We start from the raw sequence: 19,905 nt of genomic DNA, 5'->3' as shown, positions 1-19,905 counted from the left end.
TCATCCAAAGGCCGGAAAAATGCTCCCTGACCTTCCTGCTTGTCCGCGCTTCACCGGCACGAGCGCGCGTCCTTGTCGCGCTGTTCGTCGCCACCCGCTGATTGCTATTGAAACGCGCCAGAAGCTCCGCCTGACAGTCTGTTCGGAAATGCCGAACCGGCTTCAGTTCCCCTTCGGTCGCCAGAAAATGATCCGCCAGATATAGACCGCGACCAGCACGCCGATCACGCCGATCGATACCGGACCCAGATATTTTCCGATGTCGTCGATATTCTGCTGCAGCTGGTAGCCGGCGTAGACCAGGGCGCTGTTCCAGACGGTGGCGCCGGCGCTGGTGGCGAGGATGAAACGCTTGTGCGACATGCCGAAGAGGCCGGCCGGGATGGAAATCAGGGTGCGGATATTGGGGATGAAGCGGGCGAAGAAAACCACCCATTCGCCATGGTCGTCAAAGATCCGGTCGATCCGGTTGACGGTGGCGATGTCGAGCGTCAGCCAGCGGCCGTGGCGCCGGACAAAGCCCCGCAGATCATCTTCGTCCCAGCGGCGGCCGATCATGAACCAGAAATAATTGCCGATCAGTGATCCAACCGTGCCGACCAGCACCAGCGCCACCGGATGGAAGCTGCCCTCGCCCACACCGACGCCGCCCAGGCCCATGATCAATTCCGAAGGGATTGGCGGAAAGACATTTTCCAGCGCCATCAGCAGGCCGATGGCCCAGTAGCCGCCCTGTTCGATCAGTTCGGTGATCCAGCTGTTCAAGGCGCGGACTCCGTCATGAAAAAAGGGGCCGGACTAGCGGACCGCAAGCCTGCGCTCGATTGCGTCCCAGATCATCGCCGGCGTATCGGTGCCGTTGAACTTGTCGATCGCGACGATGCCGGTGGGCGAGGTCACGTTGATCTCGGTCAGCCACTTGCCGCCGATCACGTCGATACCGACGAAGATCAGCCCGAGCCGTTTCAGGTCGGGGCCCATGGCAGCGCAGATTTCCTTTTCGCGCTCGGTCAGCTCGGCGGCCTCGGCATAGCCGCCCTGCGCTAGATTGGAGCGGAACTCGCCCTCGCCCGGCTTGCGGTTGATCGCGCCGGCGACCTCGCCGTCGACCAGCACGATGCGTTTGTCACCCTGGTGCACCTCGGGGAGGAACGGCTGAACCATATGCGGTTCCGGCCATGTCTGGTTGAACACCTCGAACAGGGCGCTGAGATTGCTGCCGTCTTCCGGCACCAGGAAGATCGCCTTGCCGCCATTGCCGTGCAGCGGCTTGACGACGATGCCGCCATGCTCCTTCTGAAAGGCGCGCACTTCGTCGAGGTCGCGGGTGATCAGGGTTGGCGGCATGAACTGCGCATAGTCGAGCACATAGACTTTTTCCGGGGCATTGCGGACCGAGACCGGGTTGTTGACGACGAGGGTCTCACCCTCAATGCGTTCCAGGAGATGGGTGGCGGTGATATAGCCGACGTGGAACGGCGGGTCCTGCCGCATCAGCACGACATCGACGTCGCTGCCAAGATCAAGCTTCACCGGATCGCCGAAGGTGAAATGGTCGCCCTCGACCGGCCGCACCGTCACCGGGTGGGCCGGCGTGGTCAGCCGGCCATTGGCGTGCAGGGTCAGGCCCTTCACGTCATAATGGAATATCTCGTGGCCACGCTCCTCGGCGGAGAGCATCAACGCGAAGCTGCTGTCGCCAGCGATATTAACGGTCTCCATCGGGTCCATCTGTACGGCGATTTTCAGGCTCATTGCTATTCCTCGATATTTTCGAACCCGCTTACCGTTCGCGTCGAGCGTAGTCGAGACACATTGCCAGTGAGCGGACCACGTCTCCCAACTTTGCTCGAGACGAACGTGGGGATCGCCTTCCTATCCGTTCGTCCCAAGCTTGTCGAAGGCCGTTTTGCTTTAGCGGGTGAAAGGGAAAGTTCGAGCGGCTGACCGTTGGTGGTGAGCGTGGTTGAAACGCATTGGCTGGGCGCATCACGTCTCTCGACTTCGCTCGAGACGAACGGGAGAGTCTTTTTCTCGCCGCTAGTGGTGAGCCACTCGAACCACGCTTCTCGTCGACAGGCGCCGTTGAGCTTCGCTCGCCCTGCGGGTCGACAAGCTCAGGGCTAACGGCACAGCTGAACGCCCCCTGCCTGCGCGGGGGTTGACGGTTCGGAACGCTGTGCATTCCGGGGCGCGTCAAAACCCGTGCCACACATTTGTGAGATGGACCGGCAAACGCCGGGGGGCCACCAGGATCACGTCAATCTGCATATCCTCGCCGTTCGGACAATATTGCGGATAGAGGATTTCCGCGGCATCGGCGACGCGCCTGAGCCGGTTGAGATCGATCGCCTGCTCCAGATCCTCCAGCTTCGTTCGCGCCTTCACCTCGACAAAGGCGACGAGCTTGCCGCGCCTGGCCACCAGATCGACCTCGCCGCGCGGGGTCCGCACCCGTTCGGCGAGAATGCGCCAGCCCTTGAGGCGCAGGAAGCGGGCAGCCGTCTTTTCGGCTTTGCGACCCCGCGCTTCCGCATCCTGGCGGTTCATTTTGCCGGCACCATTCGTGCTGAGACTGTCGAGCCATGAGCCTGCGCGCTTGCAGATCCTTCGACAGGCTCAGGAGAAACGGGGTGCGGTTCGCATGGGGTCATTTTTCCGCCTTCCAGCGGTTGGCCGTTTCGTAGAGCGCCTTGCGGTCGGTGTTGTATATGCGCGCCACCTCGCCGGCCGCCTTCGAGGCCGGCAGCCGGACCAGAGCCTCGCGCAGCGCCGCTTCGATATCCTGGTCGCTGGCCGCTTCCGGCGCGCCCGGGGGACCGATGATCACGACGATCTCGCCCTTGGGCTTTTCCGCCGCATAGCGGTCGGCCAGTTCAACGAGCGCGCCGGTCACGCTTTCCTCGAACCGCTTGGTGATTTCGCGCACGACCGCGGCCTTGCGATCGCCGAACACCGCCAGCGCGTCGGCCAGCATGGCACCCAGCCGAGAGCCGTTTTCATAGAAAATCAGGCTGGCGTTCAGCGATTTCAATGCGTCGAGCGCATCGGTTCGCGCCTTGGTCTTGCTGGGCAGGAAGCCTTCGAACAGGAACCGGTCGCTCGGCAGGCCGGACAGGGTGAGCGCGGCGATCGCGGCGCTCGGGCCGGGAATCGTGGTAACATAGAGGCCGGCGGCCTGGGCATCGCGGACCAGCTTGTAGCCCGGATCGGAGATCAGCGGCGTTCCCGCATCGCTGACCAGTGCGACAATTTTACATCGAATGGCATCCAAAATGAATGCGCGGTCGGCCGCCGACTTGTGGTCGTTGTAGACAATCATTCGCGACTTTTTACCGATGTGATTCAAAAGCTTACCGGTTACTCTTGTGTCTTCGACAAGGATGATATCGGCCGCCGCGAGGGTTTCCTCGGCACGGCGCGACAAATCTCCAAGGTTGCCGATCGGGGTGGCAACGATATAGAGACCGGATTGGGCAGGAGTGGACATATGACGGTCATGGCAGACAAGACACATCAAGGACAAGATCAAAGCGGACGACGCGGCATTTTGAAATGGGCGGGCGCATCGGCTGTTGTCTTCCTCGCCGGCTGTGCCACGGTCGTCCCGCGCGGGGCAGAACCTCCCCGCACCGAAACGCCCGCGCCGCCACCGGTCACCGCCGGACTGCCCGACGACCAGAAGCACCATCGCATCGCGCTTCTGGTGCCGCTATCCGGCCAGAATGCCGGCATCGGCGAATCGCTGGCCAATGCCACGACAATGGCGTTGCTCGACACCAAGGCTGCAAATATCCGGATGACCAGCTATGACACCGCCAAGGGCGTGACGATAGCGGCGCAAAACGCCATCCGCGACGGCAACAAGCTGATCATCGGTCCGCTGCTCAGCGACAATGTTGTGTCCGTCGCCAATGTCGCCAAGCCGGCCGGCGTGCCGATCCTGAGCTTTTCCAATGATAGCGGGGTTGCCGGCAACAACGTCTTCATTCTCGGTCATATTCCGGCGCAGTCGATCAGCCGCGTCGTCGATTATGCCAAGGCAAAAGGCATGACGCGTTTCGCCGCGCTGGTGCCGAACGGCGTTTACGGGCAGCGCGCTTCTTCGACCATGCTCCGGCACGTCAAGGACGTGGGCGGCACGATGGTGGCGATCCAGACCTTCAACCGCGACTCCCAGTCGATCGACGCCGCAACCAAGAAGCTGGCCCAGAATGGCGATTTTGAAGCGGTGCTGCTGGCCGACAACGGCGACATGGCGATCAAGGCCGCGCCCTATATTCGCAAGAATGCGAGTGCCACGGCGAAGATATTGGGTACCGACCTGTGGAACACCAGCAGCAATCTGGCGGGTGCGCCGTCGATGCGCGGGGCCTGGTTCGCCAGCGTTTCCGACAGCATGTACAAGCAATATGCGGACCGATACCGGTCCCGCTACGGCAAGGCCCCGTTCCGGCTCTCCAGCCTCGGCTATGACTCGGTGCTGCTGACGGTCAAGGTGGCGCGCGACTGGAAAGTGGGAACCCCGTTCCCGATCAGCCAGCTCACCGACAAGGGCGGGTTCATCGGCCTCGATGGCGTCTTCCGCTTCAAAGCAGACGGCGTTTCCGAGCGGGTGCTGGAAGTTCAGGAAATCCGGAATGGCAGCTTTGCAGTGATTGATCCCGCACCGAAGGGGTTTTGACGAAGCAATTCTTCATCCTGGACATGTCACAGGATCCCTTGAGATGGCACCCCGGCTTTGGAGGTCCTGAAACAAGTTCAGGATGACGAATTTATCCTCGGTGACGCAAGCAATTCACGCTCATGCGTCGCGGATCAGCCGATATTCTGGCCGGTGTCAGCCCAGTCCTTCAGAAAACCCTCGATCCCCTTGTCGGTCAGCACATGCTTGAACAGGTTGCGGATGACGGCGGGCGGCATGGTCGCAACATCGGCACCGATGCGGGCCGATTCCAGCACATGGATCGGATGGCGGATCGAAGCGACCAGGATTTCGGTGTCGAACGCATAATTGTCGTAGATCAGGCGAATATCCTCGATCAGTGTCATGCCGTCGAGGCCGTTGTCATCATGCCGTCCGACGAAGGGGGAGATGAAACTTGCACCGGCCTTTGCCGCGAGCAACGCCTGGTTCGCCGAGAAGCAAAGGGTCACGTTGACCATCGTGCCTTCGCCGGTCAGCGCCTTGCAGGTCTTCAGCCCGTCAATGGTAAGCGGCACCTTGATGCAGACATTGTCGGCAATCTTGCGCAGCACTTCCGCCTCCTTCATCATCGTCTCATGATCGAGCGCGACGACTTCGGCGGACACCGGACCCTCGGTCAGGCCGCAGATTTCTTTCGTAACCTCCATGATATCCCGGCCCGATTTCTTGATCAGCGACGGGTTGGTGGTAACACCATCGACCATCCCGGTCGCGGCGAGGTCAGCAATTTCTGCGGTATCGGCGGTGTCTACGAAGAATTTCATAAGGTGCGATTCCAGATTTTGAAAAGTTGAGGCTTTCTATCGCCATATGGGGCGGCATGGCCAGCGCTTCGTCAACTTATTGCTGTGCCGGTGTGATTTTTGCTTTCGCGGCTGCAGCTCAAAAGGCCTTGCCAGCCCCGAGAACAGCGATGAGCACGGGATCGTTGGTGGCTCGCGGATTGGCGCGGATGGCTTCCTCCTGCGCGCCGATCGAACGGTAGATGGCGTCATCGACCCTGCCTGTCACCTCGCGGCTGATGGTGGCAAAGTCGATATTGGTGACTTGCGAGAGTACGAGATTGATGATCTCATTATCAAACAGCCTGAGGCCATTGCCGATGCCGGGCAGCATCCGCTCGACCAGGGTGTTGCCGAGCTGCCCCCGCAACAGGGCGGTAGCGGTGCGCGGACCGCTGTTGATGATCGCCAATGCGTCGCGGATGCTCATATTGCGAATTGCCTCCGCAACGAGCGGAGCGGCCAGTTCTGCACCCTTCTCTGCCGCGCGGTTGACCTGCTTCAGCAACCGATCCTGAACCGGCCTTGATCGCAGCAGGGCGGTGGCGATGCCGGTCACCCGCGAGCCGCCCAGCGAATCCGGCACCGTGATCCGGGCGATCTCGCTGTCGAAAAAACCGTTGGGCTGGAGCAATTCCGCGAAGGCATTTTGCGACGAGACGGCCAGCAGGCGTCTGACGGCTTCGGTCAGACTCAGTTCTGGCAGGGTGGAGCAGCCCGGCAAGGCCAGCAAGCCTGCGGCGGCGCCCAGTCCCAGAACCGCCCTGCGATGATAGATCATTATGCCTCTCCTGTTTTCGCCAAAGCAGCAATGACGAATGATGATAAGCTGCCTATAGCATGAATATGAATCGCGCCCGTGTACTTCTCCTTAACGCCGCCGTGGGTCCGCTCGATTACCGCGTGCCGGATGGCATGCGGGTCGAGCCGGGTTCGATCGTGATCGCGCCGCTGGGTCCGCGCAAGTTGCCGGGCGTTGTGTGGGAAGCCGAGAGCTTCCCGGTGGAGGAAATCGATCCGAAAAAACTGCGGCCGCTGCTCGAGGTGCGGGATGTACCGCCGCTGCGGGCGCCGTTACGGCGGCTGATCGAATGGACGGCGGACTATTATTTTGCCTCGCCGGCATCGGTGTTGCGCATGGTGTTATCTGGCGGGGCGGCCTTTGCGGACAGTCGACCCATCAGCGAATATCGCCTGAATGCCACGACGCCGGACCGGATGACGCCGCAACGCAGGCAGGCTCTTGAAAATCTGGCCGGCGTTCAGGGGACGATCAGCGAACTGGCCGACAGGGCCGGTGTATCCGTCGCGGTCATACGGGGCTTGGAGAAGCTGGGAGTCTTTGACCGGGAAGAAGTCTCCCCCTTTGCTGCATCCGACGCTCCCTTGCCAGATTATGGCGCGGTCGATCTCAGCGATGACCAGAGGGAGGCAAGCAAGATCCTGAAAGCGGCGGTTGCCGCATCCCGGTACAAGACCTTTCTGCTCGACGGCGTGACGGGATCGGGCAAGACAGAAGTCTATTTCGAGGCGATCGCCGAAGCCTTGCGGCAGGACAAGCAGGTGCTGGTGCTGTTACCCGAGATCGCCCTGACCGAGCCATTCCTCGACCGCTTTCAGGCCCGCTTCGGTGCCGAGCCGCTTGCCTGGCACAGCGGCATGAAACAGTCGGACCGCAAGAAAAACTGGCGGGCACTGGCGGAAGGCAGCGCCAAGGTGATTGTCGGCGCCCGCTCGGCCCTGTTCCTGCCCTATGCCGATCTCGGCCTGATCATCGTCGACGAAGCACACGAGACCAGCTTCAAGCAAGAGGACGGCGTGCGCTATCATGCCCGCGATGTTGCGGTCATGCGCGGACTGTACGAGCAGATTCCGGTGATACTGGCCTCGGCAACGCCGGCGATCGAGAGCCAGCACCAGGTCGAACAGGGCAATTATGAACTGGTCGCGCTACCGGCAAGATTTGGCGGAGCGACAATGCCGGATATCGAGGCGCTGGATCTGACGCAGGACGTACCACCCCGCGGCAACTGGCTGGCACCGACGCTGGTCAACGCGCTGGAGGAAAATCTAGATCGCGGCGAACAGTCCCTCCTGTTTCTCAACCGGCGGGGTTTTGCGCCGCTGACGCTGTGCCGGACCTGCGGCCACCGGATCGACTGTCCGAATTGCACCGCCTGGATGGTGGAGCACCGGCTGACCCGCCGCCTCGCCTGCCATCATTGCGGCCATGTCATGCCGATCCCGGAGAAATGCCCGGAATGCGGTGACGAGGACAGTCTCGTCGCCTGCGGCCCCGGGGTCGAGCGAATCTGCGACGAGGTGAAGATGCTGTTCCCCCAGGCCCGGACGGCGATTGTCACCTCGGACACCATCTGGTCGCCGCAAAAGGCAGCCGATTTTGTCCACCAGATGGAGGCCGGAGCAATCGACATCGTCGTCGGCACCCAACTGGTGACCAAGGGCTATCACTTTCCCAACCTCACGCTGGTCGGGGTGGTTGATGCGGATATCGGGCTGGAAGGCGGCGACCTGCGCGCCGCCGAGCGGAGCTTCCAGCAGATCGCCCAGGTGGCCGGCCGCGCCGGGCGGGCGGAAAAGCCGGGCCGGGTCTATGTCCAGACCCGCATGCCTGAAGCGCCGGTGATCCAGGCGCTGATCCGCAACGATCGGGAAGGCTTTTATGCTGCGGAGATCGAGGCGCGGCGGCAGGCGCTGGCACCACCGTTCGCGCGCTGGGCAGCGATCATCGTCTCTTCGGAAGACAATCAGGAGGCGATGGAAACGGCGCGGCTGATCGGCCAGACCGCACCCAAGCTCCAGGGCTTTTCGGTTTTTGGTCCGGCGCCAGCGCCGCTGGCAATGTTGCGCGGACGGCACCGGCACCGGCTGCTGGTGCATGCGCTGCGATCGGTCGAGCTGCAGAGCATCATGCGCGACTGGCTGCAAAATCTCGATTGGCCCCGCGCGGTCCGGGTCGGTGTCGATATTGATCCCTATAGTTTTGTTTAGGCAAATGTGCTCGACACTTGATGCGGAGCCGATGGTTGAGTAGCGCTCCTACTTCACAGGGCTCCGCAGCAAGTGCGGCGCACGCAGATTTGAAAGCCGCTCCATGAACCGCATTATAGCGCTACTGCTTCTGGTCACCACCGCTCTTCTGGCGGGCCCCGCCCAGGCCGACCCGGCCGACATCAGCGCGGCGAGCCGATCGGTGGTGCGGGTGGTTCTGGCCGCGAAAGACGGCAGCAAGGTGGCCTTTGTCGGCCATGGCAGCGGATTCGTGGTCGCGCCCGACAAAATCCTGACCAACGCCCACGTGGTCGAGATCGCGAGGGAGGAAGCATCGGTCGTCATCGGCATCATTCCGTCCCAGGGCGGCGCCAGCTATGGCGGGCGCATAATCGCTTATTCGCCGAGCAACGATCTGGCGCTGATTCAGGTGCTAGACGGCGGTCGGTTGCCGCCGATGACCATTTTCGGCGGCTCTGTTGACGACGGCGCCGATGTCGTCGCGATCGGCTATCCCGGTTCGGTGGATCGCGCCCAGGGGCTTGAGCTTGACGACCTGATCAACCCGATGTCACCGGTCAAGACCACGGGCACCGTTTCCGGCGGACGCACGACCAAGCAATTCGACACGCTTCTCCACACGGCGCCCATCGCATCGGGCAACAGCGGCGGGCCATTGATCGACAATTGTGGCCGAGTTCTGGGGGCCAACAGCTTCGGTTCGATCAGCGACGGCAATGATGCGGAATTTGGCTTTGCCGTCTCGGCCCGGGAAATTCTGAATTTCCTGCGCAAGTCCGGCGTGACCATCGGGGTGACGGCAACACTGTGCCGTTCGGCGGCGGAGATCAGCGAACAGGAGCGGCTTCGGGAAGCCGCTGCCCGGGCCCAGGTTGCCGAAGCAAAGGCCACCGAGATGGCCAAGCGGGACCGTGCCGAGACAAAATTGCGGACCGGCATCTCCCAGGAGATTATCGCCGAGCGGGAGAACCGGATTGCGCTGGCCGCGCTGATGCTGGCACTGGCGCTGCTGGCAGCGGGCGGCGGGACCGTTCTGTTCCTCAAGGAGAGGCGCAACCCGGCTCTGGGTGCGGCGGGCGCGGCAGGCATTCTGCTGATCGGCGCGGTCATCATTTTCCTGTCGCGGCCGGATTTCAGCGAGATCGATGACCGGGTCGCCGCGGCGATGCAGAAAGATGCAGACGAGGGCAGCGCGCGACAGCAGAGCGCGGCGACCGCCGGCGAATATCAGTGCACGGTCAATCCCGAACGCAGCCGCATCACCGTATCGCAGCAGGACGAACTGCTGCTCGAATGGGGCGACGGGGGCTGCGTCAACGGCCGCACCCAATATGGCCGCGACGGGGCCAAATGGTCGCGAATATTCGTCCCGAACGAGGAGCAGACGGTCACCATCAGCAGCTTCCAGCCGGACAGCGCCGAGTTTACCGAAGAGCGCTATCTGATGGGACTGGAGGCGATGACCAGAGCGCGGTCAATCCGCAGCCAGTACGGCAACAAGGCCTGCACAACAGATGTCAAGGCGCTTGCCGATATCGAGGACATGGTCAAGGCAATCAGGGCGGATCTGCCCGGCCAGGCGAACGAGAGCCTGGTATATGACTGCAAGAAGCTGGCTCAATAATCCGGTTCGCCGCCGGCGAAAACGGTTGCGGCCTGGCCCTTGAGCCATTCCATTGCCGCCGCCCAGGGCTGATGCCCATGGCTGATCCGTGCGACCCCGAGAGCGGCAAGTTGCGCGTGGCTGGGGCCGTCGGGCGAGCGCAGGATATTGACCGGCAAGGGCGACCCATCACAAATTGCGCCGATGCAGCGGGCATCGCCCAGGAAGGGAACGAACAGGCTCCCTGCCCCGGCGTCCGCATAGATTTTCGCCCGTTCCAGAACCTGCTCCACCAGGGCATCACCATCGCTGGCTGCGGACTGGCCGCGAAAGACATCGCAGCGGGCGTTGATCCACAATCCGGTGGAGGCGGCAGCCGCCAGGCGTTCGGCAGAGATATCCGGAGCCAGCAAACGGTCTTCCCCCGGCATGCGGTCTTCCATGTTGATGCCGCTGGCGCCTGCGTCGGCCGCACGTTGCACCGATCGGCGAACCGCTGCCGGATCATCACCATAGCCGGCTTCCATATCGATACTCACCGGCAAGTCGGTGACGGCGATGATATGTTCGAGATTGATGATCGCGTCGTCCAGCGAGAAGGCCTCCCCGTCGGCGATGCCCTGCGCGCCGGCGACACCATAGCTTCCCGTCGCCAAGGCCCTGGCCCCGGCTGCCGCAACCGCAGCGGCGCTGCCCGCGTCCCAGATATTGACCAGAACCAGGGGATCGCCCGGGATGTGGATATCGCCAAAAGCCTTGATCCTGTCCTTCATGTTTCTTCCTTTTCCAGCAACCGGCGCTTGATCTCCAGTCCATAGGCATAGCCGCCCATCGTGCCGTCGCTGCGCACGACCCGGTGGCAGGGGATCAGCACCGCGACATTGTTGGCGCCATTGGCGCTGCCAACAGCGCGCACCGCCCTGGGCTTGCCGATCGCCGCGGCAATATCTGCATAGCTGCGGGTTTCGCCCTCCGGAATCCTGCGCAATTCCTGCCATACCGCTTCCTGAAAGGCGGTTCCCTGGACATCGAGCGGGATATTGTGCGGGCGGCCCGGCGCTTCGACCTGTGCGACCACCCGGTCCAGCAGTTTCTGGAAATCGTTCCCGCCCTCGCTCAGCTCCGCCTTCGGGAAGCGTTCGCGCAATTCCTGCTCTCCTTCATGGAAGGACAGGCAGCACACGCCCTTCTCGGTGGCAGCCACCATCATCGGGCCGAGGGTCGTCTTGACATTGGCCCAATGCACCGTCGCGCCTGCCCCGCCATTTTTCCACACGCTCGGCTTCATTCCCATTTTCCGCTCCTCGTAAAAGCGCGAGGCCGATCCATAGCCCGCATCATAGATCGCTTCGGTGACCGACGCGCCGCCGGCCAGTGCGTCCTTGACCCGCTCGGTCCGGAGGGCCCTTGCATAGGCGGCCGGCGACAAACCGGTCTCGCGCTTGAAGATGCGCTGGAGATGAGCGGGTGAATAGCCGGTGAGATCGGCCAGTTCCTCGAGCCTAGGCGCAGTTTCGGCAGTGCGGACCGCGTCGATCACCAGTTTGACTGCAGCCTCGTCGCGGGCCACATCATTGGGGCGACAGCGCAAACAGGCGCGCAGGCCGGCGGCTTCCGCCTGTTCGGCCGTAACAAAGAAGCGCACATTTTCGCGTCTGGGATGGCGAGCCGCGCAGGATGGACGGCAATAGATCCCGGTGCTCAGTACCCCGGTGAAAAATTTGCCGTCAAACGACCGGTCCCGCGCACGCACCGCGGCCCAGGCCAGATTGCTGTCCACTTCAGGCCGGTTCATGATTCAAACCTTTCCACCCGCGCTGCGAAACATCCGTGGGCTGCGTTGTGTACATCTATATAGGCAACTTCCTCCAGCTCAAACAACTCCCGGATGATGCTGTCCGCCTCGCCGGGCAGGCACAGCTTCGCAGTCTTCAGCATGGCGTCGGCGCCAAAGGCGCGCATGCCGAGCGGGCGACCTGCAAATATCGGCGGGATGGCGTCGGTATATTGAGCGGCGGCCTTCGCGCCCGGCCGCGCATATATGGCGTAGCTGCTGCGATAGGGCGAATCCACCGCATGAGAAACATGGTGGAACAGGAGCAGTTCCTCCCCGGGCTCGGCATCCTCCAGCGTGACGCGACAGGGAAATCCCGGCTTGCTCGAGGCGCGGACGCGAATGGTGCCGGGCGCGTTCGCGAAATTCCCCACCTCAATGGGGCTGATGCCGGTGATCTGATAGGTCATGATTCTTCTCCTGCTGTTGGTGCGATGTCCCATAGGCAGCGAACCACGGGGTCTACTTCCCGTATCTTGCGGTCAAAGCAAATTATCCCCCGACAATCTCTAAAAACCCCGAAATCCCGTGTTTTCCTGTTTCTCTCAAATGATTCCCAAAGCCATCTTGCATCGCAGCAAAATGGTTGCTAGACGCCGCGCATCCGTGGGCGGAACCGCAGGATTTTCGGCCATTAAGCGGACCATTTCATAATCGGTTTTCAGACCAGATTTACGGTCAGGGAGAAGCAAACGCGTGGATCATTCCAGCGGCATCAGGGCGAGTTTAGCGGGGCGTTACGCCACTGCACTGTTCGCTCTTGCAGAAGAAAATAACAGTATCGATGCAGTGCAAGCCAGCATCGACACGCTGAGCGCCGCCATGGCCGAATCGGACGACCTCCGGGCGCTGACCAACAGCCCCGTGCTGTCGCGCGAAGACGCTGGCAAGGCTATTGCCGCCACAGCCAAGGCGCTTGGTATCGACCCCCTGTCGACCAACATGCTGGGCGTCCTCGCGGCCAACCGCCGGCTCGGCCAGCTTCCGGCCGTCATCCGTGCATTCTCCACCTTGGCCTCAAGCCATCGCGGCGAAATCAAGGCCGAAGTCACATCCGCGCATCCGCTGGATGACAAGCAGATCAACGCGCTCAAGGCGCAGCTCAAGAAACGTGTGGGAAGCGATGTCAGCGTTTCCACCGCCGTCGATTCGTCCATCCTGGGCGGGCTGGTCGTGAAGATTGGCAGCCAGATGATCGACAGCTCGATTAAAACCCGTTTGAACACCCTATCGCAGGCCATGAAGGGCTAAAGGAAGATACACATGGATATTCGCGCCGCAGAAATTTCAAAGGTCATCAAGGACCAGATCGCCAATTTTGGCAATGAAGCCCAGGTTTCGGAAGTCGGAACCGTGCTGGCCGTTGGTGACGGTATCGCCCGTATCCACGGTCTCGACCAGGTTCAGGCCGGTGAAATGGTCGAATTCTCCAACGGAATTCAGGGCATGGCGCTGAACCTCGAAGCCGACAATGTCGGCGTCGTGATCTTCGGCTCTGACGCTGAAATCAAGGAAGGCGACGTCGTCAAGCGGACCGGCACGATCGTGGACGTTCCGATCGGCAAGGAATTGCTGGGTCGCGTCGTTGACGGTCTCGGCAATCCGATCGACGGCAAGGGCCCGATCAACACCACCCAGCGCAGCCGGGTGGAAGTCAAGGCACCGGGCATCATCCCGCGCAAATCGGTGCACGAACCCGTGCAGACCGGCCTCAAGGCGCTCGACGCGCTCGTTCCGGTTGGGCGCGGCCAGCGCGAATTGATCATCGGTGACCGTCAGACCGGCAAGACCGCTGTCGCCATCGATACGTTCATCAACCAGAAAACGATCAACGCCGGCGATGATGAAAGCAAGAAGCTGTACTGCATCTACGTTGCCATCGGCCAGAAGCGCTCGACGGTTGCCCAGATCGTCAAGAGCCTCGAAGAAAATGGCGCGATGGAATATTCGATCGTGGTTGCTGCAACCGCTTCCGAGCCGGCGCCTCTGCAGTATCTCGCGCCATATACCGGTGTGACGATGGGCGAATATTTCCGCGACAACGGCATGCACGCCTGTATCGTTTATGACGATCTGTCCAAGCAGGCCGTGGCCTATCGCCAGATGTCGCTGTTGCTGCGTCGTCCGCCAGGACGTGAAGCCTATCCCGGTGACGTTTTCTATCTGCACAGCCGCTTGCTCGAACGCGCCGCGAAAATGAACGAAGCCAATGGCTCCGGCTCGCTGACCGCGTTGCCGATCATCGAAACCCAGGCCGGTGACGTTTCCGCCTATATCCCGACCAACGTGATCTCGATCACCGACGGCCAGATCTTCCTCGAAACCGACCTGTTCAACCAGGGCATCCGTCCCGCGATCAACGTGGGCCTGTCGGTTTCGCGCGTCGGTTCGGCTGCACAGACGAAGGCGATGAAGAAGGTGTCCGGCTCGATCAAGCTCGATCTGGCGCAATATCGCGAAATGGCTGCTTTTGCGCAGTTCGGTTCCGACCTTGATGCGTCGACGCAGAAATTGCTCGCGCGTGGTGAGCGTCTGACACAGCTTCTGAAACAGGCACAGTTCTCGCCTCTTCCGTTCGAAGAGCAGACGGCTTCTATCTATGCCGGTACCAATGGCCATCTCGATACGGTCGCTGTTACGGATGTTGTGCGCTATGAAGAAGCAATGCTGGCTCATTTGCGCAGCGAGCACGCTGACATTCTGAAGACGATCCGCGAAAGCGGTGACCTGTCCGACGATACCAAGGCAGCTCTGGAAGCGGCCCTGGCAGCATTTGGGAAGACGTTTGCCTAAACACTCGTCATGCTGAACCTGTTTCAGCGTCTCCCGAGAGCCCGAAACATATTCGGGATGACGAAGATTGGAGTATGTGACTAGCTATGGCCAGTCTTAAAGAACTGAAAGATCGGATCGCGTCGGTCAAGTCGACCCAGAAGATCACCAAGGCTAAGAAGATGGTGGCCGCTGCCAAGCTGCGTCGCGCGCAGATGGCGGCCGAGGCGGCTCGCCCCTATGCCGAGCAGATGGAAAAGGTGATGACCAGCCTTGCCTCCAAGGTTTCGATCGACGAAAATTCGTCGAAACTGCTGGCGGGTACCGGCAAGCTCGAAACGCATCTGCTGGTCGTGGCCACTTCGGACCGCGGGCTGTGCGGAGCGTTCAATGCCAATATTGTCAAGGAAGCGCGCGCCAAGGCTGAAAAGCTTCTCGCGGAGGGCCACAAGGTTCTGTTTTACATGGTCGGCCGCAAGGGCATTCCGATCATCAAGCGTTTCTATCCCGGCATGATCCTGAAGCATTTCGACACATCGAACGTCAAGGCGCCCGGATACGAGGAAGCCAAGGCGATTTCGGAAGATCTGACGGCGCTGATCGACGAAGGCAAATATGACGTAGCCCATCTGTTCTACGGCAAATTCCGGTCTGCGCTCGTGCAGGAGCCGACGGTTCAGCAGATCATTCCGATTGCCATTGCAAACGGCGCGGTCGCCGAATCCGGTGGTGCCGTGGAATATGAGCCCGACGAGGAGGAAATTCTCGCCGAGTTGCTGCCCCGCAATCTGACAACGCAGATATTCGGCGCGTTGCTTGAAAATAACGCATCGGAACAGGGCGCGTCGATGACTGCCATGGACAATGCAACCCGCAATGCCGGCGACCTGATCGACAACCTGACCATCGTTTACAATCGCAGCCGCCAGGCCGCGATCACCACCGAACTGATTGAAATCATCGCTGGCGCTGAAGCGCTCTAAGCACGTACGCAAGGAAACGGAAAAATGGCAAAAACCAAAAATGTAGGCCGCATTTCACAGGTCATCGGCGCTGTCGTCGACGTCACCTTTGATGGTGAGATCCCGGCAATTCTCTCGGCTCTGGAAACGGACAACAACGGCAACCGTCTGGTTCTCGAGGTTGCCCAGCATCTCGGCGAGAATACGGTTCGCACGATCGCCATGGACGCGACCGAAGGCCTGACTCGCGGTCAGGAAGTCACCGACACCGGCGCGCAGATCATGATGCCGGTTGGCCCGGAAACACTGGGCCGGATCATGAACGTGATCGGCGAGCCCATCGACGAACGCGGCCCGATCGGTCACAAAACCACCGCTCCCATTCACGCCGAAGCGCCAGCTTTCGTCGACCAGTCGACCGAGAATGAAATTCTGGTTACCGGCATCAAGGTCGTCGACCTGCTCGCGCCTTATGCAAAGGGCGGCAAGATCGGCCTGTTCGGCGGCGCCGGCGTGGGCAAGACCGTGCTGATCCAGGAACTGATCAACAATATCGCAAAAGGCCATGGCGGTACTTCCGTCTTCGCCGGTGTGGGTGAGCGTACCCGTGAAGGTAACGATCTCTATCACGAATTCCTCGACGCTGGCGTTATCGCCAAGGATGCCGACGGCAATCCGAAGTCGGAAGGTTCGAAAGTGGCACTGGTCTTCGGCCAGATGAACGAACCTCCAGGAGCGCGTGCGCGTGTGGCTCTGTCCGGCCTGACCCAGGCGGAATATTTCCGTGACGTCGAAGGCCAGGACGTGCTGTTCTTCATCGACAATATTTTCCGCTTTACCCAGGCCGGTTCGGAAGTGTCCGCGCTGCTTGGGCGTATTCCTTCGGCCGTGGGCTATCAGCCGACCCTGTCGACCGACATGGGCGCGCTGCAGGAACGCATCACCTCGACCAACAAGGGTTCGATCACGTCGGTTCAGGCGATCTATGTTCCTGCCGATGACTTGACCGACCCTGCCCCGGCAACCTCCTTTGCCCACCTTGACGCGACCACCGTTCTGAACCGTGCGATTTCGGAGCTTGGCATTTACCCGGCTGTTGACCCGCTCGATTCCACATCGCGCGTTCTCGAACCGCGCGTTGTCGGCCAGGAACATTATGACACGGCGCGGGCGGTCCAGGAAACGCTGCAGAAATACAAGTCGCTGCAGGACATCATCGCCATTCTCGGCATGGACGAGCTGTCGGAAGAGGACAAGCTGGTCGTGCAGCGTGCGCGCAAGATCCAGAAGTTCCTTTCGCAGCCGTTCCATGTTGCTGAAGTCTTCACCGGCATCCCCGGCAAGTTCGTCGATCTGGAAGACACGATCAAGTCGTTCAAGGCGGTTGTCGAAGGCGAATATGATCACCTTCCCGAAAATGCCTTCTACATGGTCGGCGGCATCGAGGAAGCGGTCGAAAAGGGCAAGAAAATGGCGGCTGAAGCGGCCTGATGGACCAAAGCCTTCTCCCCTGCGGGGAGAAGGACACAGAGGCCGGCTGGCTTGCCATCTGGCCGCAGTTGGATGAGGGTACAGCCTGCACCAAGCGGCAGGATAGCTTCACCCAGCTATGACGAGGCAGCCATCTGCCACGTCGTCGCAACCTTCTCTCTCAAGGGAGAGGGATAAAGGATAAGAAAATGGCGAACCTACATTTCGAACTCGTAACCCCGGAAAAGCTCGTCCGCTCGGAAGATGTTTTCATGGTGGTCGTGCCCGGTACCGAGGGTGACTTCGGTGTGCTTGCCGATCATGCGGCGGTCATGTCGACGATCCGCGACGCCGATCTACTCGTCTATGCCAGCGAAGGCGCGACGCCGGAAACCATATCCGTGCAGGGCGGCTTTGCCCAGGTCGATGAAAAGGGCCTGACGGTCCTGGCGGAAGCGGTCAGCTAGTCCGGCAAAGGGCGAGCAGGTGCATGATCACCTCACGCCTTTGCATTCAGCTCAGTCGGCCCCGAATTCACGAAAACAATACCGTACCGGCAGGCAGTCTCAGATGGCCAAAAAGCGGCCCACAAGCTTCGCGGATTTGATGTGCCTCCGCTTCCCAGAATCGCGATGACGGAGCCGCGGCCCGTCGTTCATTTTCTTTATCAGCCAGGCAATGGCGGGCTCGACCGCGTGGCGATATTGCTTGCAAACGGCATGGCAGGACGCGGCATCCCGACAGAATTGTGGTTGACCCGGGCCACCGGATATATCGCTCATCTAATCTCGCCCGCCGTGACGGTTCGCGTTGTGCCGACACCAAATGCAGGCGGTCGCGGCCTGCAGTTGTTTCTCCAGATTCCCGCGCTCGCTCGCATGATCGCCAAGCATCGACCGAGGGCGATCTTTTCCGCTGGCAACCAGTCAAACCTTTCATTGGCGATTGCGCGGAAATTGTCGGGAGCAGACACCACTAAGATCATCCAGAAAATAACCAATCCCATCCTGCGGCCCAACATGGCCTCGTTGAACAAGCTTTTCAGGACATGGCGATTTGGTCTGACCGCCGGTCTGGGCGACATGACCCTTACCCTGAGCGAAATCGATGCCGACATTTATTCCAGAATTTATCCGGACTCTTCCGACAAGTTTCATGCCGTACCCAACCCTTATGTGGAGCCGGGCATGCTGGATGCCGGCGAGAGCCGGTCCGCACGCGCTACTGGCCAGCCGCCAAGGCTGCTCTGTGTGGGCCGCGTGGCGCCCCAGAAGGGCTATGAGACACTGGTGTCATCCCTCGCCCTCATCGCAGACCGCGCCTGGTCGATGACGATCTTGGGCGATGGCCCCTTGCTCGAGGAAACCAAGCGTCAGATCGAGACAGCGGGCCTTGCCGAGCGGATCACGTTCAAGGGCTTTGTCTCCGATACGACGCGCTATTTTGCCGAGTCTGATATTCTGGTGCTTTCCTCGCAATGGGAGGGTTTTCCTGCGGTTCCGATAGAGGCAATGGCAACGGGCTGCGCCGTCGTCGCGACCGACTGTTCGGAAGGTCTGACGCATTTGATGGGCCAAATCCAACGGAACACGGTAGCGGTCAATGATCCCGAAGCGCTCGCCCGGGCCATTGGCCAAGAAATAGACGAGCCCGGGCCAATCGAACCTCTGAGGCGATGCGCCGCTGCCTATACTGTCGATAACAGCATCACGCAGCATCTGCGGCTCATGGAGGAGCTGTGTGACGGAGTCTAGGCTTCCAGCACCGTATCGGCGCGCCGGGAGCTTCTCCAGAGCATCAAGCCACTGAAGATTATCAGCAGTCCGCCGAGCATGGCAGTGCGGTCAATCGGATCGCCAAAAGCAAAAACGCTGATCGCGGTCGCAATCAGCAGCTGGATGTAGACGATCGGAGCGATCGCAGCAGCGGTTGTTCGCATCGTTGCCATGAACAGAAGGAAATGGCAGCCGGTTGCCGTGATCGCAACGAACAGGCAGCGCAAGATGACGTCCCACTCCGGTGGGCCGGGAACGCGCATCACGGGCACCAATACGTGGCCGACCAGCGACGCGACAATCAGAAATATGGCCGCCCAGAAGGCAATATAAAACTGCGCCGCGAAGATCGATCGCTGGGTCGAGACCATACGATTCAGAATCAGCATCGCGGACATGGCAAAGGCAGAAATCAGGGGCAAAATCGCAACCCAGCCAAAGGCCGCCACATTGGGCCGCAGCATGATCAGAACCCCGCAAAAGGCGAGGATCGTCGCCACCCATGTCTTCGGCGGCATATTCTCCTTCAGGAACCACCCGGAAAACAGGGCAGTCAGGATAGGGTTGACGAACGAAATGGCCACTGCGTCGGCCAGCGGCATGATATATATGGCCGAAAAAAAGCTGATCGTGCCAACGAACAGGCAGAAACCCCGGGCCATGTGGAGCCAGGGCCGGTTGACCCGAAAGCCGCTGCGGCCCTCCCGAACGAAGAGAATGACAGCCAATGCGAGCGCCCCGATGGAGAAACGCAGTGCCGCTACCGCGGGAGCGGGCCAGTCGCCCGCCATTGACTTGATCACCGCATCGCCCACGGGAAAGCCGGCAAATGCGACGAGCGCCAGGGTTATGCCGCCAGCGGCTGTTCGGCGCATCGAATGATCAGCTGCCATTATCTTCTTCTCTGTTCATCGGCATGGCTTAACGGCCTTCCCACTCTGCACAAGCCATAAAAATTCCTGTGGA

The 19,905-nt window shown here is 60.9% G+C and carries 19 protein-coding genes; 9 read left to right on the top strand and 10 right to left on the bottom strand.

Annotated features, from left to right (window positions below):
* Positions 1-162 precede the first annotated feature (162 nt).
* From V7650_RS00825 to rsmI, 4 genes are all read right to left on the bottom strand, one after another.
* Entirely contained in the window at positions 163-765 is a 603-nt protein-coding gene (locus V7650_RS00825; RefSeq protein WP_335654342.1) for a DedA family protein, read from the bottom strand.
* Positions 766-798: 33 nt separating this feature from the next.
* Positions 799-1,755: a glutathione synthase gene (gshB, locus tag V7650_RS00820; protein ID WP_335654341.1), complete on the bottom strand. Its 957-nt coding sequence runs from the start codon at positions 1,753-1,755 to the stop codon at positions 799-801.
* A gap of 441 nt (positions 1,756-2,196) precedes the next feature.
* Positions 2,197-2,550: a YraN family protein gene (locus V7650_RS00815; protein WP_335654340.1), complete on the bottom strand. Its 354-nt coding sequence runs from the start codon at positions 2,548-2,550 to the stop codon at positions 2,197-2,199.
* A gap of 100 nt (positions 2,551-2,650) precedes the next feature.
* A complete protein-coding gene (rsmI, locus tag V7650_RS00810) occupies positions 2,651-3,490 on the bottom strand; it encodes a 16S rRNA (cytidine(1402)-2'-O)-methyltransferase (RefSeq protein WP_335654339.1) in 840 nt (279 codons plus the stop codon).
* Between rsmI and V7650_RS00805 the strand changes: the two genes are divergently transcribed.
* Complete coding sequence (locus V7650_RS00805; protein WP_335654338.1) at positions 3,491-4,684, top strand: penicillin-binding protein activator; 1,194 nt, start codon at positions 3,491-3,493, stop codon at positions 4,682-4,684.
* 134 nt (positions 4,685-4,818) lie between these two features.
* Here the strand turns inward: V7650_RS00805 and fsa are convergent, their stop codons facing one another.
* On the bottom strand, positions 4,819-5,472 hold the full coding sequence (gene fsa / locus V7650_RS00800; protein WP_335654337.1) for a fructose-6-phosphate aldolase: 654 nt from the start codon (positions 5,470-5,472) through the stop codon (positions 4,819-4,821).
* A 118-nt stretch (positions 5,473-5,590) separates the two neighbouring features.
* The gene (locus V7650_RS00795) at positions 5,591-6,271 is read right to left on the bottom strand and encodes a DUF4197 domain-containing protein (protein ID WP_335654336.1); all 681 of its coding nucleotides are present in this window, start codon (positions 6,269-6,271) and stop codon (positions 5,591-5,593) included.
* 65 nt (positions 6,272-6,336) lie between these two features.
* On the opposite strand from V7650_RS00795, the gene V7650_RS00790 reads away from it, so the two are divergent.
* Positions 6,337-8,502: a primosomal protein N' gene (locus V7650_RS00790; protein ID WP_335654559.1), complete on the top strand. Its 2,166-nt coding sequence runs from the start codon at positions 6,337-6,339 to the stop codon at positions 8,500-8,502.
* Positions 8,503-8,605: 103 nt separating this feature from the next.
* Positions 8,606-10,147, top strand: a complete 1,542-nt coding sequence (locus V7650_RS00785) for a S1C family serine protease (RefSeq protein ID WP_335654335.1) — start codon at positions 8,606-8,608, stop codon at positions 10,145-10,147.
* Here the strand turns inward: V7650_RS00785 and V7650_RS00780 are convergent.
* Genes V7650_RS00780 through V7650_RS00770 form a run of 3 tightly spaced genes read right to left on the bottom strand, consistent with a single transcriptional unit; the run spans position 10,141 to position 12,370 of the window.
* Positions 10,141-10,899 (bottom strand): isocitrate lyase/PEP mutase family protein, encoded by a 759-nt coding sequence (locus V7650_RS00780; protein ID WP_335654334.1) that lies wholly within the window; start codon positions 10,897-10,899, stop codon positions 10,141-10,143. The two genes, V7650_RS00785 and V7650_RS00780, sit on opposite strands and share 7 nt — an antisense overlap.
* A complete protein-coding gene (ada, locus tag V7650_RS00775) occupies positions 10,896-11,921 on the bottom strand; it encodes a bifunctional DNA-binding transcriptional regulator/O6-methylguanine-DNA methyltransferase Ada (RefSeq protein WP_335654333.1) in 1,026 nt (341 codons plus the stop codon). Before ada ends, V7650_RS00780 begins: the two co-directional genes overlap by 4 nt.
* Positions 11,918-12,370 (bottom strand): DUF1203 domain-containing protein, encoded by a 453-nt coding sequence (locus tag V7650_RS00770; RefSeq protein WP_335654332.1) that lies wholly within the window; start codon positions 12,368-12,370, stop codon positions 11,918-11,920. Before V7650_RS00770 ends, ada begins: the two co-directional genes overlap by 4 nt.
* Positions 12,371-12,656: 286 nt before the next feature.
* Here V7650_RS00770 and V7650_RS00765 point away from each other — a divergent pair, with 286 nt between their 5' ends.
* The 6 genes from V7650_RS00765 to V7650_RS00740 all read left to right on the top strand — a co-directional run bounded on the left by V7650_RS00765 (position 12,657) and on the right by V7650_RS00740 (position 18,918).
* A complete protein-coding gene (locus V7650_RS00765; RefSeq protein WP_335654331.1) occupies positions 12,657-13,211 on the top strand; it encodes a F0F1 ATP synthase subunit delta in 555 nt (184 codons plus the stop codon).
* A 12-nt stretch (positions 13,212-13,223) separates the two neighbouring features.
* On the top strand, positions 13,224-14,753 hold the full coding sequence (gene atpA, locus V7650_RS00760; protein ID WP_335654330.1) for a F0F1 ATP synthase subunit alpha: 1,530 nt from the start codon (positions 13,224-13,226) through the stop codon (positions 14,751-14,753).
* A gap of 86 nt (positions 14,754-14,839) precedes the next feature.
* Complete coding sequence (locus V7650_RS00755) at positions 14,840-15,715, top strand: F0F1 ATP synthase subunit gamma (protein WP_335654329.1); 876 nt, start codon at positions 14,840-14,842, stop codon at positions 15,713-15,715.
* 24 nt (positions 15,716-15,739) lie between these two features.
* A complete protein-coding gene (gene atpD, locus V7650_RS00750) occupies positions 15,740-17,185 on the top strand; it encodes a F0F1 ATP synthase subunit beta (protein WP_335654328.1) in 1,446 nt (481 codons plus the stop codon).
* 188 nt (positions 17,186-17,373) lie between these two features.
* Positions 17,374-17,631, top strand: a complete 258-nt coding sequence (locus V7650_RS00745) for an ATP synthase F1 subunit epsilon (protein ID WP_335654327.1) — start codon at positions 17,374-17,376, stop codon at positions 17,629-17,631.
* A 165-nt stretch (positions 17,632-17,796) separates the two neighbouring features.
* The gene (locus V7650_RS00740; protein ID WP_335654326.1) at positions 17,797-18,918 is read left to right on the top strand and encodes a glycosyltransferase; all 1,122 of its coding nucleotides are present in this window, start codon (positions 17,797-17,799) and stop codon (positions 18,916-18,918) included.
* Here V7650_RS00740 and V7650_RS00735 read toward each other — a convergent pair.
* On the bottom strand, positions 18,915-19,832 hold the full coding sequence (locus tag V7650_RS00735) for a DMT family transporter (RefSeq protein WP_335654325.1): 918 nt from the start codon (positions 19,830-19,832) through the stop codon (positions 18,915-18,917). The two genes, V7650_RS00740 and V7650_RS00735, sit on opposite strands and share 4 nt — an antisense overlap.
* Positions 19,833-19,905: the final 73 nt, after the last annotated feature.

Origin of the sequence: Parasphingorhabdus sp. (assembly GCF_036964565.1) — a bacterium.
In the GTDB taxonomy this organism is placed as follows: domain Bacteria; phylum Pseudomonadota; class Alphaproteobacteria; order Sphingomonadales; family Sphingomonadaceae; genus Parasphingorhabdus.
This window is presented reverse-complemented; position numbering and strand designations above follow the sequence as displayed.